The sequence below is a fragment of the Streptomyces viridifaciens genome (assembly GCF_001888885.2).
In the GTDB taxonomy this organism is placed as follows: domain Bacteria; phylum Actinomycetota; class Actinomycetes; order Streptomycetales; family Streptomycetaceae; genus Kitasatospora; species Kitasatospora aureofaciens.
The window spans coordinates 7,565,502-7,581,796 of the sequence record NZ_CP090841.1 but is presented as its reverse complement, the minus strand read 5'-3'; the positions used below and the strand labels follow the sequence as shown (position 1 = coordinate 7,581,796).

Annotated in this window: 15 protein-coding genes; 3 read left to right on the top strand and 12 right to left on the bottom strand. The window is 72.0% G+C overall.

Annotated elements, in window-relative coordinates; genetic code table 11:
• Positions 1-53 precede the first annotated feature (53 nt).
• A complete protein-coding gene (locus BOQ63_RS41075) occupies positions 54-287 on the bottom strand; it encodes an aldehyde dehydrogenase family protein (RefSeq protein WP_030279380.1) in 234 nt (77 codons plus the stop codon).
• 403 nt (positions 288-690) lie between these two features.
• Here BOQ63_RS41075 and BOQ63_RS41070 point away from each other — a divergent pair, with 403 nt between their 5' ends.
• Positions 691-2,325 (top strand): ABC-F family ATP-binding cassette domain-containing protein, encoded by a 1,635-nt coding sequence (locus BOQ63_RS41070; protein ID WP_030279378.1) that lies wholly within the window; start codon positions 691-693, stop codon positions 2,323-2,325.
• Between the two features lie 16 nt (positions 2,326-2,341).
• Here the strand turns inward: BOQ63_RS41070 and BOQ63_RS41065 are convergent, their stop codons facing one another.
• The 8 genes from BOQ63_RS41065 to BOQ63_RS41030 form a co-directional block, all read right to left on the bottom strand.
• The gene (locus BOQ63_RS41065) at positions 2,342-3,127 is read right to left on the bottom strand and encodes a MerR family transcriptional regulator (RefSeq protein ID WP_030550418.1); all 786 of its coding nucleotides are present in this window, start codon (positions 3,125-3,127) and stop codon (positions 2,342-2,344) included.
• 75 nt (positions 3,128-3,202) lie between these two features.
• On the bottom strand, positions 3,203-4,330 hold the full coding sequence (locus BOQ63_RS41060; RefSeq protein WP_072656019.1) for a serine hydrolase domain-containing protein: 1,128 nt from the start codon (positions 4,328-4,330) through the stop codon (positions 3,203-3,205).
• Between the two features lie 113 nt (positions 4,331-4,443).
• Entirely contained in the window at positions 4,444-4,902 is a 459-nt protein-coding gene (locus BOQ63_RS41055) for a protease inhibitor I42 family protein (RefSeq protein WP_030279374.1), read from the bottom strand.
• Positions 4,903-5,035: 133 nt separating this feature from the next.
• Positions 5,036-6,922 carry a putative Ig domain-containing protein gene (locus tag BOQ63_RS41050; RefSeq protein ID WP_063737767.1) on the bottom strand — a complete coding sequence of 629 codons (1,887 nt, stop codon included), beginning with the start codon at positions 6,920-6,922 and terminating at the stop codon, positions 5,036-5,038.
• 575 nt (positions 6,923-7,497) lie between these two features.
• Entirely contained in the window at positions 7,498-8,310 is an 813-nt protein-coding gene (locus tag BOQ63_RS41045; RefSeq protein WP_030279358.1) for an ABC transporter permease, read from the bottom strand.
• A gap of 12 nt (positions 8,311-8,322) precedes the next feature.
• Positions 8,323-9,207, bottom strand: coding sequence for an ABC transporter permease (locus tag BOQ63_RS41040; protein WP_030279355.1), 885 nt, complete (start codon positions 9,205-9,207; stop codon positions 8,323-8,325).
• Positions 9,207-10,409, bottom strand: coding sequence for an ABC transporter substrate-binding protein (locus tag BOQ63_RS41035; RefSeq protein ID WP_072656018.1), 1,203 nt, complete (start codon positions 10,407-10,409; stop codon positions 9,207-9,209). Before BOQ63_RS41035 ends, BOQ63_RS41040 begins: the two co-directional genes overlap by 1 nt.
• Before the next feature lie 64 nt (positions 10,410-10,473).
• On the bottom strand, positions 10,474-11,538 hold the full coding sequence (locus BOQ63_RS41030) for an ABC transporter ATP-binding protein (protein ID WP_046385608.1): 1,065 nt from the start codon (positions 11,536-11,538) through the stop codon (positions 10,474-10,476).
• Between the two features lie 264 nt (positions 11,539-11,802).
• Here BOQ63_RS41030 and BOQ63_RS41025 point away from each other — a divergent pair, with 264 nt between their 5' ends.
• Positions 11,803-12,384 carry a PadR family transcriptional regulator gene (locus tag BOQ63_RS41025; protein ID WP_072656017.1) on the top strand — a complete coding sequence of 194 codons (582 nt, stop codon included), beginning with the start codon at positions 11,803-11,805 and terminating at the stop codon, positions 12,382-12,384.
• A gap of 19 nt (positions 12,385-12,403) precedes the next feature.
• Here the strand turns inward: BOQ63_RS41025 and BOQ63_RS41020 are convergent, their stop codons facing one another.
• Positions 12,404-13,198 (bottom strand): SGNH/GDSL hydrolase family protein, encoded by a 795-nt coding sequence (locus BOQ63_RS41020; RefSeq protein WP_072656016.1) that lies wholly within the window; start codon positions 13,196-13,198, stop codon positions 12,404-12,406.
• Positions 13,195-13,596, bottom strand: a complete 402-nt coding sequence (locus BOQ63_RS41015; RefSeq protein ID WP_030279344.1) for a nuclear transport factor 2 family protein — start codon at positions 13,594-13,596, stop codon at positions 13,195-13,197. The genes BOQ63_RS41020 and BOQ63_RS41015 overlap by 4 nt, the downstream gene beginning before the upstream one ends.
• Positions 13,597-13,858: 262 nt before the next feature.
• Between BOQ63_RS41015 and BOQ63_RS41010 the strand changes: the two genes are divergently transcribed.
• On the top strand, positions 13,859-15,997 hold the full coding sequence (locus tag BOQ63_RS41010) for an alpha-galactosidase (RefSeq protein WP_072656015.1): 2,139 nt from the start codon (positions 13,859-13,861) through the stop codon (positions 15,995-15,997).
• Between the two features lie 76 nt (positions 15,998-16,073).
• Here BOQ63_RS41010 and BOQ63_RS41005 read toward each other — a convergent pair whose 3' ends face one another.
• Positions 16,074-16,202 (bottom strand): hypothetical protein, encoded by a 129-nt coding sequence (locus BOQ63_RS41005; RefSeq protein ID WP_318277480.1) that lies wholly within the window; start codon positions 16,200-16,202, stop codon positions 16,074-16,076.
• Between the last annotated feature and the right edge of the window lie 93 nt (positions 16,203-16,295).

Below are 16,295 nucleotides of genomic sequence, written 5' to 3'. Positions count from 1 at the left end.
GTGGTTGAACACCGGTGGAACAGCTGACGGTCGTTCCGGAGGCTGCCGAGGGCTCAGACGGTGGCGAGCGCGTGCCCCAGGAGCGACATCGCGTCGGGCATCACCCGCCGCCAGAAGCCGTCCGTGTGCTCCTCGCTGGTGGACCAGACGCCGCCGGACAGACCGTACTCGGAGTCGTTGGCGATCCGGACGGCGTCGTCCTCGCCCTCGTAGGGGATGACCACCAGGACCGGGCCGAAGATCTCCTCCTGGGCGATCCGCATCGAGTTGTCGACGTCGGCGAACACAGTCGGAGCACCGGACGCTGGCCGGTATCGGCCAGAACGTCCCCCAGGAGGCGCCGACCGCCTTCGCCCAGGCCGTCGTCGACGCCGACCACCTCTGACGCCGGCCACCCCTGAGGCCGGAGCCCACCGGGCCGGGGCCGTTCCGTTCACCGCACGGGCCCCGAACCCGCGCGGAAAAACGGGCGGCGCCCGGCGAAGTGGACTGCTACGCTGGCGAACCAACCCCTTCGGAGGAGTGCAGCAGACATGGCGGGTGACGACGACATCTCCGGGTGAGACCCGGACTTGACGGCCGTTGCGGGTGCAGGGCGCCCGGTGCAGCGGTCGGACTCGTCGTACCCCAGTCCCCCTGTCTTTCCCGGGCCGGACTCGTTTCCGCCCGCTCACCTTCCGGGTCGTTCCCATGTCCTTCGCATCCATCGTCGCGTCCCAGCTGTCCTTCGCCTGGCCCGACGACACCCCCGTCTTCCAGAACCTCTCCTTCACCGTCGGCCCCGGCCGCACCGGCCTGGTCGCGCCCAACGGTTCGGGCAAGAGCACGCTGCTCAAGCTGATCGCCGGTCAACTGCGCCCGGCGGCCGGCTCGGTGACGGTCACCGGCACGGCCGGCTACCTCCCCCAGGACCTCCCGCTGACGGCCGACCTCACCGTCGCCGAGGTGCTCGGCGTCGCCGAGGTGATCCGGGCGATCGACGCCGTGGAGGCGGGGGACGTCGCCGAGGAGCACTTCACCACCATCGGTGACGACTGGGACATCGAGGAGCGCTGCCGTGCCCAGCTCGAACGCCTCGGCCTCGGCGCCCTGCGCCTCGACCGGGGCCTGGCAGCCCTCAGCGGCGGCCAGATCGTGCAACTGGGCCTCGCCGCCCAACTGCTCAAGCGGCCGGACGTCCTGCTGCTCGACGAACCCACCAACAACCTCGACCTCGGGGCCCGCCACCGGCTGTACGACGCGCTGGAGGACTTCGGCGGCTGCCTCCTGCTGGTCAGCCACGACCGCGCCCTGCTCGACCGGATGGACCGGATCGCCGAACTCGACTCGCACGAACTGCGGCTCTACGGCGGCGACTTCACCGCCTACGAGCAGGCCGTCCAGGCCGAGCGGGAGGTCGCGGAGAAGAACGTCCGCAACGCCGAGCAGGAGCTCAAGCGGGAGAAGCGGGAGATGCAGCAGGCCCGCGAACGCGCCGAGCGCCGGGCGGGCAACGCCGCCCGCAACCTCAAGAGCGCCGGGCTGCCCCGCATCTTCGCCGGGAACATGAAGCGCGGCGCCCAGGAGTCCGCCGGGCGGGCCGGCCAGATGCACGCCGCCCGGGTCGACGAGGCCAAGGCCCGGCTCGACGAGGCGGGGCGCGCCGTGCGCGACGAACAGCGCCTCACCCTCGACCTGTCCGGCACCAAGGTGCCGAGCGGCCGCGACCTCTTCATCGGCGAACACCTCCAGGTGCTGCGCGGCGGCGCCCCACTGTTCGCCGGGGGCGGCGTCGACCTGACCGTTCGAGGTCCGGAGCGGATCGCCCTGTCCGGCGCCAACGGGGCCGGCAAGACCACCCTGCTGCGGCTGCTGGTCGGCGACCTCACCCCGGACGGCGGGCAGGTCAAGCGGGCCGACGGCCGGGTCGCCCACCTCTCCCAGCGCCTGGACCTGCTGGACCCGGACCGCACGGTGGCGGAGAACTTCGCCGCCGCCGCGCCGGAGCGGCCGGAGGCCGAGCGGATGAACCTGCTCGCCCGCTTCCTGTTCCGCGGCGCCCGGGCCCACCTGCCCGTCCGGGCGCTGTCCGGCGGCGAGCGGCTGCGCGCCACCCTGGCCTGCGTGCTGTGCGCCGAGCCCGCGCCCCAGCTGCTGCTGCTGGACGAGCCGACGAACAACCTGGACCTGGTCAGCGTCGGGCAGCTCGAAGGCGCCCTCAACTCCTACCAGGGCGCCTTCCTGGTGGTCAGTCACGACGAACGCTTCCTGGCCGGCATCGGCGTCGACCGCTGGCTGCGGCTGGCGGACGGCGAGTTGGTGGAGGGCGGCGCCCCGAGCGCGTGAACCGTGCGGCTCCGGTTCACCGGCGGGGCAGGCGTGGTCCTGCCACGCCGGCGGACCGGAGCCTCGCCTCGGTCAGCGCGGTCAGCCGGGCGGAGACCGGTGCCTGCTCCTCCCGGTGCCCGTCGATCAGCCGGTACTGGGTGGCAGCCCTGCTCCAGGCCTCCAGACTGCCCGGGTCCCCCAGCAGTCCGGGGTTGGCGAGGTAGCGGTCGGCCATGGCCGCGGCGAGTTCCTCGATCCTCGGGTCGTCCGGGTCCCAGTCCCGCGCCTCCCAGCCGCGCTGGGCCAGCTCGACGAACCCGGGGTCGTCGAGCTGGTGTTCCAGCTGGGTCAGGAAGCCGTCGAAGCCGTCCGGCACCAGTACCCGGGCCAGCACCAGGGCCTCGCGCTGGGCGGTCACGTACGCCGGGTCGAAGCCGAGGGCGGGCATCCGGTCGAGGGTCGCGCAGGCGCGGTCGGGCAACAGGGCCCGGTCACCTTCGGCGAGCCGGTGCAGTGTCTCCCTGCGCGCCGCCAGCTCGGCGATCCGTTCGGCGAGCCGCCGCTCGACGTCGGCGAGGGCGGCGGCGAAGTGCTCGGCGTCGGCGTCGAGCAGGGGCCCGATCTCGGCCAGCGGCACCCCGGCGGTGGCCAGGGTCCGGACCTGCACCAGCCGCAGCAGCTCGTCCGAGCCGTACCTCCGGTAGCCGGAGGCGTCGCGCCGTGGTTCGGCGACCAGTCCGTGCTCGTGGTAGTGCCGCACCGTCTTCACCGAGACGCCGAGGAACGCCGCCGCCTGACCGATCGTGACTCCGCTCATCATCTGCTCAGCTTCTCGTGCGTCCGGACCGGGCGGCCACCCGGCCCCCGGTCCGGCCCCCGTCCCGATGCCCGCCGTTCAGTCCGTCGACGGCGCCGGATCGGCCTGCCCGCCGCAGAACACCTCGGCGAGGAGCAGTTGCTGTGCCTTCTGGAAGGCCCCGGCGAGGGACAGGTCCGCGTCGTCCACGTAGTTCAGGCCGGCGGTCAGGATCCTGCTGCCGTCGGCCGAGCCGTACATCAGCGCGGCCGAGCCGATGGTGGCGCCGTTGTGGTGGTAGACGGTACCGCCCTCCGTTTCCTGGGCGAACACCCCCAGGCCGTAGCCGATGGTCGCCTCCGGCGTGCGCATTTCGCCCAGCAGCTCGGCGGGCAGGAGCCTTCCGCCCATCAGCGCGGAGAAGTAGGTGTGCAGGTCCCGGGTGGTCGAGATCATGTCGCCGCCGGCCGCGACCCAGGAGGGGTTGTGCCGGGTGACGTCGAGCGTCCGCTCCTGCCCACCGTCCTGGTAGCGGTAGTAGCTGTGGTGGTGGGGCTCGGGGAGTTCCGGCGAGGCGCCCGGCGCCACGGTGCCGGTCATCCCCAGCGGCCCCAGGATCAGCCGCTGCAGCTCCTCGGCGAAGGACCGGCCGGTGACCTCCTCGATCACCAGCCTGGCCAGCACGTAGTTGGTGTTGGAGTAGCTCCAGCCCTCCCCCGGCGCCAACCGCGGCTCCTTGGACAGCGACAACCGGACCAGCTCCTCGGGCCGGTAGGTGCGGAAGCGGTCGTCCACCCAGGCCTTGCCCTGCCAGGCGACGCCGGGCACGACCGTCCCGTCCGCCAGGAGCTCGCCGGTGTGGCTGAAGACCCCGCTGGTGTGCTGGAGCAGCATCCGCACGGTGATCCGGCCGTCCAGCCCGAAGGCGGGCAGGTACTGCGCGGCCGGGGCGTCCAGCTCGATCCTGCCCTCCGCCACCAGCAACAGCACCGAGCCGGCGACGAAGCTCTTGGTGCTGCTGCCGATGCGGAAGTGCCCGTCGGTCAGCGGCCCGGCGCCGGAGCCCAGCTCGCGGGCCCCGGCGCTGCCGACCCACTCCCCCCGTTCGTCGGTCACCAGCAGCTGCACGCCGAGGACGCCCGACTCGACGATCTCCTCGATCGCCTGGCGCAGTTCCGGGCGGTCCTGGTCGGAGGAGGTGGTGGCGGTGGAAAGGGTGGTGGACATGGTGTTCCTCGGAGTCCGTCGGGTCCGGATCGGTGTCCGGCTGGTGTGACGAATCTCCACCCTGCCCCAGGGGCGGGCTCAAGTGTGTCCCGGGCCACAGCCCGGGCCTGCCGTCAGCCCGTGACCTCGACCGTGACGTCGTAACTGCGCTGGTCCGGCGCGCAGTTGAGGGCCTCGCCGCAGGCGGTGCGGGAGGCGGTGAGGTGCGCCGTGCCCGCGGTCCGGGCGGTGAAGGAGGTGGTGACCGTGCCGCAGCCGCCGCCCGGGCGGCAGGAGGGGGACGGCGCGGTGGTCGGGGCGCCGACGGACGCGAGGACGTCGCCGGCGGAGCTGGAGACGGCGGACCAGTAGGTGCCGTGCAGTTGGATCGAGACGGTCGCGCCGGCGGCGACCTTCAGGGTGGTGTGGTTGGCGTGTTCGTCGGCGGTCACGGCGGCCGGGGTGCTCAGGGCCGTGGTGGTGGGCGCCGGGGCGGACGCGGCCGTCGCGGCCCCCTTGGAGCCGCAGCCGGTCAGGGCCAGCAGGGCGGCGGCGCAGGTCAGGGCGAGGGCGGCGGGTCTTCTCAGGTTCACGGTGGTTCCTCAGTGCAGGGGGAAAGCGGTACCGGTTGGACGCACCGCGCGCTGGATCGGATCCCCCCGGAACCGAAGAAACACACCGGGGCGGGCACGAGGCCCACCCCGGTGCGTCAGCGCGAGGAGATCGTCAGGAGACGGTCACGTCGTCGTAGTAGGTGTAGGTCGGGTCACCCGCGTAGTCGTCGTCGTGGTTGCTCAGGGTGAGCGTGTACGAGTGACCGGGGGTGACGGTCGCGCTCTGGTTGGTCCAGCTCGCGGCGGAGGAGCAGGTCTTGGCGAGGACCGTGGTGGTCGTGCCGGTGGTGTTGTCCTTCAGGGTCGCGGTGGCCCAGTCGTAGGTCACGGTGTCCGGGCAGGTGTTGCTGTACCAGAAGGACAGCTTGCTGGAGCCGGTCGGCGCGGTGAAGGTCTGGGCGGCGGTGGAGTCGGTGCTCGGGCTGCCGGAGCCGAGCTGCAGGCCGTAGCTGCCGCTGTGGGCGGCCGCGCCGAGGACGGAGGCGCTGCCGGTGGTGCTCCAGCCGGTCGCGTTGCCGTTCTCGAAGCCGCCGTTGGTGACGGCGCTGCCGCCCGAGGTGGACGACTCGGTCCAGGTGAAGGTGGTGTTGCCCGCGGCACCGGTGGAGTCGGTCGCGGTGACCGTCACGCTGGAGGTGCCGGCGGCGGTCGGCGTGCCGGAGATCAGACCGGTCGAGGAGTTGATCGACAGGCCGGCGGGCAGGCCGGTGGCCGAGTAGCGCAGGGTCTGGCCGGAGGCCGAGTCAGTGGCGTGGATCTGCAGGCTGGCCGCGGTGCCGACGGTGCCGGACTGGTTGCCCGGGTTGGTGACGGTGACCGTGTTGCCGTGGGTCAGGATGGCGTGCGAGATCGCGCAGGAGTTGGTGTCGTTCGACCAGCTGGCCTGCTCGGCGAAGGTGCCGTAGGAACCGAAGGAGACGTTCGCGGCGCCGCCGGCCGAGCCGGGCTGGATCCAGGCGCACTCGTCCGAGTTCTCCTGGCCGTTGTACGAGCTGCCGCTCACGTGGTTGGTCCAGCCGCCGGCCGGGTTCTGGTCGGACATCATCTCGTGCCACTCGTGGCCGAGGGTCATCGTGTAGCCGTCCAGCGTGCCGGGCGAGTTGACGAAGCCGACGCCGCAGGTGGAGCCCTGGTCGATGTTGTACGGCTGGTTGGAGAACGCGATGTCGCCGTAGGGCGAGCTGGCCGCGCCGCCGGTGAGGGTGGTGTCGCCGTTCCAGTCGTGCCAGGCGCAGTATCCGGTGGTCGGGTTCTGGTAGTCGTCCGGGTTGGTGCCGTGCGGCGACAGGATGACGTAGTACGCGTCGCGGTTGGCGGCGGCCGTGGTGTTGCCGAAGTGGCCGGCGGCCTTGACGGCCTCCTGGGCCAGCTGGTTGCCGGTGGCCTGGGAGGGCGAGGCGGCCGCGTTGTCGTACCAGACGCCGGACAGCACGCCGCCGCTCTGGTACGGGATGAAGTTGGCGTTGGACGGGCAGCTGGTGGCACCGGTGGAGACGTTGGGGCCGTCGCACCACTGGGTCAGGTCGGCCGACCAGGTCTCGCCGTTGGTGCCGATGCCCTTGAACATCTGCTGGGTGGCACCGGCGGCGCCGGCCGAGTCGCCGGAGAACTTCGCGTTCCCGTTGGCGTCGGTGGTCTGGGTGCCCCACTGGGTGCCGTAGAAGACCAGGTAGACCTTGGAGTGGCCGCTCTGCACGCCTATGCCGTCGACGCCACCGCCGTAGGAGAGCGTCTCCTGGCCGGTGGCCGCCGCCTGGTTCTTTGCGGCGAGCCACTTCTTGTACTGCTCGTGCTGCTGCTTGCCCGGGACCGCGCCGTGGCGGTACGGGTGACCGTTCTGCGGGCTCCAGGGGTTGAACTCGTTGCCGGCGCTGCCCGAGGAGCTGGAGGCGCTGGAGATGTCCTGAGCGGCGGCCGGGCCGGCCGCACCGGCCAGGCCGGCGGCGGCGAGGGCGAGTGACGCCATGCCGGTGAGCGCTGCGTACTTCGCGCGCCGCATTCTGCGGGAGTGACCCATCAGGTGGGGGTGCCTCTCTCGTACCGATCGCCCGTACGGCTGGGGGCCGCGAACGATCCCTTTGTGGGGAAGGAGCAGACGGCGGAATCCGCCCGAACGCCAAATCCGGTCGTTTCTTCCGGGCAACCGGAATTGACTGTCTTTCGGTGGGGGCTGCCTGCTGGGCTGAAGGAAAGCAGAGTTGATGAACGCAGGTCAACGGCCAGGGGTAAGGAAACATTAAGAACGGCATCCGGGCAGGTGAAAAACCTGATCCGAGGTCACTCCGAAGGGCTCCGCATTCACTGAATAGCTGTCAGGAGACTGTTTTCACATTCAGTGAAACGTCGCAGTTTCAACATTTCCTCATGGGTGGGGGACGGTCGGTTCGACCACGACCCGGGCGGCGCGGAGCCGTTGGCGCGGGCCTCGTGGAGAGAGTTCCGGAAGGCCGGGCGGCGGCTCACCGACGGGGGGCGCGGCCCGGGGTCGGGCGCGCGGCGCCGAGGACCGGGACCGGACGGAACGGGACCGGGTGGCAGCGGGTCCCGTTCCGCAGGGCCTGCCGCTGCCCTGCGCTACAGCCGCCCGCCGGGGCTGTCCGCGGAGAGCCGCTGGGCCAGGTACACCGGGACGACGGAGAGCAGCACCAGCACCGCGGCCACCACGTTGACCACCGGGGCCTGGTTGGGCCGCGCCAGGTTGGCATAGATCCAGACCGGCAGGGTCTGGACGCCCGGGCCGGCCGTGAAGGTCGTCACCACGATCTCGTCGAAGGACAGTGCGAAGGCCAGCAGACCGCCTGCCAGCAACGCCGACCGGACGGCCGGGAAGGTGACGTACCGGAAGGTCTGGAAGGTGTGGGCCCCGAGGTCCGCCGAGGCCTCCTCGGCCGAGGGGAACGTCCGGCGCAGCCTGGCGACGACGTTGTTGAAGACCACCACGATGCAGAACGTGGCGTGGCCGATGACCACGGTGAGCAGACCGAAGCCGATGCCCGCGGGGCCGAGGACGGTCCGGAACGCGGCGTTCAGCGCGATGCCGGTGACGATGCCGGGCAGCGCGATCGGCAGGATCACCAGGAACGACACCGTCTGCCGCCCGAAGAACCGGTGGCGCTGGACGGCGAAAGCGGTCATGGTGCCCAGGACCAGGGCCACCAGGGTGGCCCCCGCGCCGGCCTGCAGCGAGGTGAGGACGGCGCTGCGCGCGCCCTCGGACTGCCAGGCCCGTACCCACCACTGGGTGGTGAGCCCGGCCGGCGGCCAGGCGAAGGAGCGGTCCCGGTTCAGCGAGTTGAGCAGGACCAGCAGCAGCGGCAGGTAGACCACGGCGAGGCCCGCGACCATGGCCGCGCGCAGCGCGATCCGGGTGCGGCGGGAGAGGATCACGAGGTTCGCCCCCTACAGGGATTCCAGGGCACCGGTGCGGCGCACGGCGAGCAGGTAGCCGACGATCAGCACCACCGGTACGCAGGACAGTGCGGCGGCCAGCGGCAGGTTGAGCGTCACGTTGTCGGCGATGGCGGTGCCCAGCACCTGGGTCTTCCCGCCGACGATCCGCACGGTGACGTAGTCGCCCAGGCTGAGCGAGAAGGTGAACACCGACCCGGCGAACACCGAGGGCAGCACCTGCGGGAGGACCACCGAGCGGAAGGTCCGTCCGGCGGAGGCGCCCAGGTCGGCCGAGGCGTCGAGCAGGTTGGCCGGCAGGTTCTCCAGCCCCGAGTAGACCGGCAGGATCATGTACGGCAGCCACAGGTAGGCGAGGACCACGATCACCGCCGTGGTGCCGTACCCGGGGCTGGAGAGCCCCAACGGGCCGACCAGCCAGTCGAGTACGCCGCCCTGACTGAAGATGACCCGCCAGGCGTAGGCCTTCACCAGGTAGCTGGCCCACAGCGGGGTCAGCACCGCGACCACCAGCAGCTTGCGGGTGCGCGGCCGGGCCACCCGGGCCATGTAGAAGGCCATCGGGAACGCCACCACGGCGTCGATCACGGTGACCGCGACGGCGATGCCCAGTGTGCGCAGGGCGATCGCCCGGTAGACCGGCTCGGTGAGGACGGTGGAGAAGTTGGCCGTGTTCCAGACCCGTTCGACGTCGTAGGTGAAGTCGTCGACGGCCCAGAAGGCGGACAGCAGCAGGACGGCGAGCGAGCCCAGGTAGGCGAGCACCAGCCAGGCCATCGGCGCCGACAGCAGCAGCGCCAGCCGCAGTCCGGCCCGCCGGTGCAGGACGGAGGCCGCCCGGCGCAGCGGCCGGGCGGCCGTGGGGGGCGGGGCCATCAGCCCTTGATCTCGGTCCAGGCCGCCGTCCAGGCGGCGTAGTCGGTGCAGGCCACCGTACGGCCGTCCAGGCAGCTCTTGACCGGGGTGGTCCAGTAGTGGACGTCCTTCCAGTAGGCCTCGTCGGCGGCGTGGAAGGTGTTGCAGAAGTCCTTGTCCGTGGTCCGGTCGCAGGCCTTGGCGTTGGCCGGGGCCTCGCCGAACCACTGGGCGACCTGGGCGTTGGCGGTCGGTGAGACGATCCAGTTCATCCACTGGTAGGCGCAGTTGGGGTGCGCGGCCTTCGCCGACACCATCCAGGTGTCCGACCAGCCGGTGGCGCCCTCCTTCGGCAGCACCGCCTTGACCGGCGCGTGGTCGGTCTGCGCCATGTTGGCGATCACCTGCCAGGTGGTGCCGACCACGGTGTCACCGGTCTTGAAGGAGTTCTCCGACTTCTGGAAGTCGCTCCAGTACTCGCCGATCGCCTTGTGCTGGGTCTTCAACAGGTCGACGGCGGCCTTGAGTTGGTCCTGGTCCAGGGCGTAGGGGTTCTTGATGCCCAGATCCGGCCTGGTCCTCATCAGGTACAGCGCGGCATCGGCGATGTAGATCGGGGAGTCGTAGGCGGTGACGTGGCCGCTGTAGGGCGAGGCGCCGTCGAAGACCACGCTCCAGGAGTCCGGGGCGGGAGTGACCTTGTCGGTGCGGTACATCAGCAGGTTGGCGCCGCGGCCGTGCGGGATGCCGTACATCTGGCCGTTCACCGAGTTCCACGGCTGGTTCTTCAGGCCGTCGAAGACGTCGGCGTAGTTCTGGACCAGGGCGGTGTTGACGGGGGCGACGTCGCCGGCCGCGATCAGCCGCAGGGTCGCGTCGCCGGAGGCCGAGACGGCGTCGTACTGGCCGGTCTTCATCAGCGAGACCATCTCGTCCGAGGTGCCGGCGATCTTCGTGTTGACCTTGCAGCCGGTCTGCTGCTCGAAGGGGTGGACCCAGTCGACGGACTTGTCGTCCGAGCCGTCCTCGGCGTAGCCGGCCCAGGCGACCAGGTTCACCTGGCCCTCGCCGGGGCCGAGGGACTGGAGCATCGGCAGTTTCGGCGGGTTCAGGCCACCGTGTCCGCTGGTCGATCCGGCCGTGCCGCCGCTGCCGCACCCTGCGGCGAGCAGGGCGGCGGCGGTGGCGGCGGCCGCGGTGCGGGCGATCCGGGAGATGCGCATGCGAGGTGTTCCGATCTTCGGGTCTTCGGGTCTTCGGGTCTTCGGGGGTGAGGGTTGTCGGGGGCTACGGGCCGACGCGGACGGTGTGCTTGCGCTGCCAGGCCAGCACGACGTCCGTGCCGCGGTGGCGCAGGACGTCGGCCGAGCCCTCGTCGAGGTTCTGCCGGACGGCGGTCAGCCGTCCGCCGGCCTCCAGGTCCACCAGGAACCGGGTGTGGCCGCCCGCGTAGACGACCTCGGCGACCCGCCCGGTGGCCGACAGTTCGTCGGGCCCGGCGGGATCGTCCGGGTGCGCTATCCGGATCTTCTCCGGCCGGACGCTGAACAGCCCGGTCTCGCCCACGACCTGTTCGGCCGCCGCACCGTCCAGCAGGTTGGAGGTGCCGACGAAACCGGCGACGAAGGCGGTGGCCGGGTGCTCGTACACCTCGGCGGGCGAGCCGACCTGCTCGATCCGCCCCGCGTTGAACACCGCCACCCGGTCGCTCATCGTCAGCGCCTCGTCCTGGTCGTGGGTGACGAACACGAAGGTGATCCCGACCTCGCGCTGGATCCGCTTCAGCTCCGCCTGCATCTCGTGCCGCAACTTCAGGTCGAGCGCGCCGAGCGGCTCGTCCAGCAGCAGCACCTTGGGCCGGTTCACCAGCGCCCGGGCCAGGGCCACCCGCTGGCGCTGGCCGCCGGAGAGCTGGGCCGGCCGGCGCCGCTCGAAGCCCTCCAGGCGGACCATGGCGAGCGCCGCACGCACCCGCTCCGCCCGTTCCGCCTTCGGCACCCGGCGGACCATCAGGCCGTAGCCGACGTTCTGTTCGATGGTCATGTGCGGGAACAGCGCGTAGTCCTGGAACACCGTGTTGACGTCGCGGTCGAACGGCGGGAGGGCGGTGACATCGACTCCGCCCAGCAGCACCCGGCCGGCCGTCGGCCGCTCGAAGCCCGCGATCATGCGCAGCACCGTGGTCTTCCCGGAACCGGACGGCCCGAGCATCGCGAAGAACTCGCCCTCGCCGATCTCCAGGTCCACCCCGTCGACCGCACGGACCCGGCCGTCGAAGGACTTCGCCAGCCCTTCGAGCCGGACGGCGCCGGCGGGCCGGTCCGGGTGGGGCGGGCTGTCGTCGCTCTTCAACTCCGGTGGCCCCTCTGCTCGGTGTCGGCGGGACGGACGGATCGGCCGTCCCGGTCGGATCTTTCGGAACACTAGGAGAAGATCCGTTCCTTGAAAGATCGGTAAACCTCGGGGATTCGCCCGCTATCGGGGCGAAGGTCCTGGTCCGGTCCGCTCCCGCCGCAGCGGGAGGCGCGAGGTGGCCTGCCCGTGCCGGCACCTATGCAACTTATTGATTAACCGCATCACTGGCCGACGGAAAGCGCTGCTCGCTAGGCTGGCGGCATGGCACTGCGCAACGCGATCATGTCGACCCTGTTGGAGGGCGAGGCGTCCGGCTACGACCTGGCGAAGGCGTTCGACGCGTCGGTGGCGAACTTCTGGATGGCCACACCGCAACAGCTCTACCGGGAGCTGGACCGGATGGAGGCCGAGGGGCTGATCAGCGCTCGGGTCGTCGAACAGGAGCGGCGGCCGAACAAGCGGCTGTTCTCGCTCACCGGGGCGGGCCGCGCCGCGCTGCGCTCGTTCACGGCCACGCCGCCACGGCCGTCCGCGATCCGGGACGAACTCCTCGTCCAGGTGCAGGCCGTGGACGCGGGCGACCCGGACGCCGTGCGTACGGCGCTGCTGGAACGACTGACGTGGGCGCAGGCCAAGATCGACCGCTACGAGCGCCTGCGGGCGCGGCTGCTGGACGGGCGTTTCGAGGACGAGTACCTCGCCACGGCCGAACGGATCGGGCCGTATCTGACGCTGATGCGCGGCCTGTCGTTCGAGCACGAGAACCGGCGCTGGTACGAGCGGGCGCTCGCGGTCCTGGAGCGGCGTGCCGCCACGCCGGCCCCCGCACAGGGGCCGGCCTGACGGTCGACGGGCCGGCCGGTCACTGCACCTGGCGGGAAGCCTCGACGGGCCGCAGTTCGGGGCGCTTCGCGACCCGCCCGTCGCCGGAGGAGCGGCCGCGCAGACGGCGCAGCAGCCACGGTCCGAGGAAGGTGCCGATCCAGGCGGCCTCCTCGGCGGCCCGCTGCCGGATCCCCGCCACCGGGAGCGGCGGCAGCGGCTCCGCCCACCCGTCGTCGCTGCCCGGCAGCGCGAGCGCGTGGGCCGCCGCTGCGGCGATCCCGGCGTGGCCGAGCGGGCTGGCGTGCAGCCGGTCCGCGCTCCACATGCGCGGATCGGTCGTCACCCGGTGCGGGAAGAAGTCGACGACCACGACGCCGCGGTGGTCGGCCGCGGCCCGGATGCGTGCGTTGAGGTCCAGGACCCGGGGTCGCAGTCCGCGGGCCAACGGCGCGATCCGGCCGATGTCGGGGAAGGTGAAGGTGAGCACCCGCGCCCCGGTGGCCGTGAAGGCGGCGAACATCGCGTCCAGTTCCGCCACGACCGCGCCCGCGTCGAACCCCGGCCGCATCAGGTCGTTCATCCCGGCGACCACGGTGACCAGGTCCGGCCGCAACGCGAGGGCGGGAGCGAGCTGTTCGGCCCGCACCTGGGCGGCGAGCCGGCCGCGGACGGCGAGGTTGGCGTAGAGCAGGCCGGGTTCCCGCTCGGAGATCGTCTCGGCCAGTCGGTCCGCCCAGCCACGCCAGCCGGTCGTCCCGTCACCGTCGCCCAGGCCTTCGGTCTGGCTGTCGCCGACCGCGACGTAGCGGCGGTAGCCCGTCGTCGCGCTCACGCTCCGGCCGCGCCCCGCGCCTCGGCGGTGATCCGCTCGAACTGCGCGCCCATCGCCGCGGCGAGTGCCTGCGCGCCGGAGAGCGGGCGGACCATCACCGTGAACTCGTCGATCAGGCCGTCCTCGTCGAAGTGGAGGAAGTCGCAGCCGTGCACCTCGCGGCCGTCGACGGTGGCCTTGAACACGAAGGCGTGGTCGCGGCCGTCGGCGCCGTTGATCTCGCGGACGTAGTGGAAGTCCTCGAAGACCCGACCTGCACCGCGCAGGATCGCGGCGGTGACGGCCTTGCCGGAGTACGGCTTGAAGGCGACGGGGCTGGTGAAGACGACGTCCTCGGCCAGAAGGGCCTCGATGGCGTCGTGGTCACCGGCATCGACGGCTGCGCGGAAGGGGTGCACGGCGGGCTCCATAGTCAACAAATTGAGTAGCGTCCTGCGCGGGAGCCTAGCCTCGTGCGCCATGTGCTGTCGAGGGTGCGTACAGCGGCGGCCACGGCTCCGGGTCCGGCTGTTTGAGGACGCGGCCGTGGAACCGTCTTGTTAGCGCTAACAGAAGCATAGGATGCCAAGCGACGTCCCCCTGGCCGGCACGGCAAGGCAGGGCCCGGGAAGGCTCGTTGACCGCCACGTTGACCTGCATCACCCCCTGAACGAGGACCACATGACCGAGTCGAACCTCGTCGTGCTGTCGGCCGGTGACGCGGCCCTCGCGCTCGACATCACCGGACCCGACCTGCCCCGGGTGCTGCACTGGGGCGTCGATCCCGGCCTCCGCGCCGACGACGCCGCACAGGTGCTCGATGCCATGGGCCGGACCCCGCGCCACCAGGCCGGAAGCCTGATGCCCTCCCAGGGGAAGGGCTGGTTCGGGCGTCCGGCCCTGACCGGGCACCGCGACGGCCGGGTCCGCCCCCCGCGTTTCGAGCTCGCCGAACCGGTCGCCGTGCGCGCCATGGACGGTTGCGGCGGCGCCGTCCACGTGCGGGCCCTGGACCGTGGCGCGGGGCTCGCCCTGGACACCGAGCTGCAGATGACGGAGCAGGGCGTCGTGCGGCTACGCCACGCCCTGACCAACACGGCGGCGGGCACCTACACCCTGGACGGGCTGGCGTGCGTGCTACCGGTCCCCGCCCACGCCGTGGAACTGCTGGACTTCGCCGGCCGCTGGGCCCGTGAACGCTCCCCGCAGCGCGCCCCGCTGCGGCAGGGCGTGTGGTCGCGGGAGAGCCGCCGGGGCCGCACCGGCTTCGACGCCGGACTGTTGCTCGCCGGCGCCGCGGGCTTCGGTTTCCGGCACGGCCAGGTCTGGGGCGTGCACTCCGCCTGGAGCGGCAACCACGTCCAGTACGCGGAGCGGCTGGCCGACGGAACGACCGTCCTCGGTGGCGGCGAGCTCCTGGACGCCGGTGAGATCCGACTGGCCGACGGCGAGTCCTACCGGACCCCGTGGGTGTACTTCGCGACCTCCGGGACGGGGCTGGACGGAATCAGCCGCGGCTTCCACGAGATGCTCCGGGCCCGGCCCCGGCACCCGGCCACCGCCCGACCGGTCACCCTGAACATCTGGGAGGCGGTCTACTTCGACCACGATCCCGAGCGGTTGCACGCCCTCGCACGCACCGCGGCCGCGGTCGGGGTGGAACGGTTCGTCGTGGACGACGGCTGGTTCCGGCACCGCCGCCACGACCGGGCCGGCCTCGGCGACTGGTACGTCGACGAGGAGGTGTGGCCCGACGGACTCCGCCCGCTCGCCGACCACGTCCACGGGCTCGGCATGCAGTTCGGTCTCTGGTTCGAGCCCGAGATGGTCAACCCCGACTCCGACCTGGCCCGCGCCCACCCCGACTGGCTCCTGGCCGACCCCGAACGCCTCCCGTTCGAGCAGCGCAGCCAGCACGTCCTGGACGTCGCGCACCCCGACGCCTACGCCCACCTGCTTGAGCGGATCGGCACCCTGATCGGGGAAGTGGGCATCGACTACCTCAAGTGGGACCACAACCGCGACCTCGCCGACGCCGTCCACGACGGCCGACCCGGCGTGCACGCGCAGACCACGGCGGTCTACCGGCTCCTGGACGAACTGCGCACCCGCCACCCCGAGCTGGAGATCGAGTCCTGCTCCTCCGGCGGCGCCCGCGCCGACCTCGGCATCCTCGACCGCACCGACCGGATCTGGGGATCGGACAACATCGACCCGATCGAACGCCAGGCCATCCAACGTTGGACCGGCCTGCTGCTGCCCTACGAACTGATCGGCTCCCACGTCGGCTCCGCCCCCGCCCACATCAGCCACCGCGACACCGAACTCGCCTTCCGCTGCGCCACCGCGCTGTTCGGCCATGCCGGCATCGAGTCCGACATCTCGGGTTGGTCGGAGGACGACCTGACCGCGCTCACCGCCTGGGTCAGCGCCTACAAGCAGCTGCGGCCGCTGCTCCACGGCGGCGACGTCGTCCGCACCGACCACCCCGACCCCGCCGCCTGGGTCCACGGCGTCGTCTCCCGGGACCGGGCCCACGCCGTCTTCGCCTACGTCCAGTTGGACACCTCCGTCGCCGAGAACGGGGCACCCGTACGGCTGCCGGGCCTGGAGCCCGCGACCCGCTACACCCTGCGCGTGCGCCCCGAGCTCTCCTCCCCCGAGGACACCTGGCCCGCCTGGGCACGGCGGACGACCGCACCCGCCCTGACCGGGCGGTACCTGGCCCAGGTCGGCCTGGCCGCTCCGTACCTGGCCAACCGCCCCGGCCGGGCGCTGGTGATCGAAGCACGGGCGCAGCCGGCCGCCGCGCCGGAGTGATCCGCGCCCACCGCGCCGGCGCCGCGCACCGTTCCCGCTCCGATCCGCCGCTCCGTCAACCGTGACTAGCGGCGGGTCAGTGGCCGATGTCCGGCGCCGGACAGGTGAGCCGGTGGCGACTGCCCGCCGCCAGACGCAGCCGCAGACGCCGCGCGTCGCCCGCAACCGTGGCCGCCACGAGCAGGTTGCCCTGGTCATCGGTCACGACGGGAGGACCCGCGCGCTCGGGCAGGTGGAGGTCGACCGTGATGCCCCGGGCGGCGCGCAGTTCCGCTCAGCTCCGCGGGCGCCGGCCCCA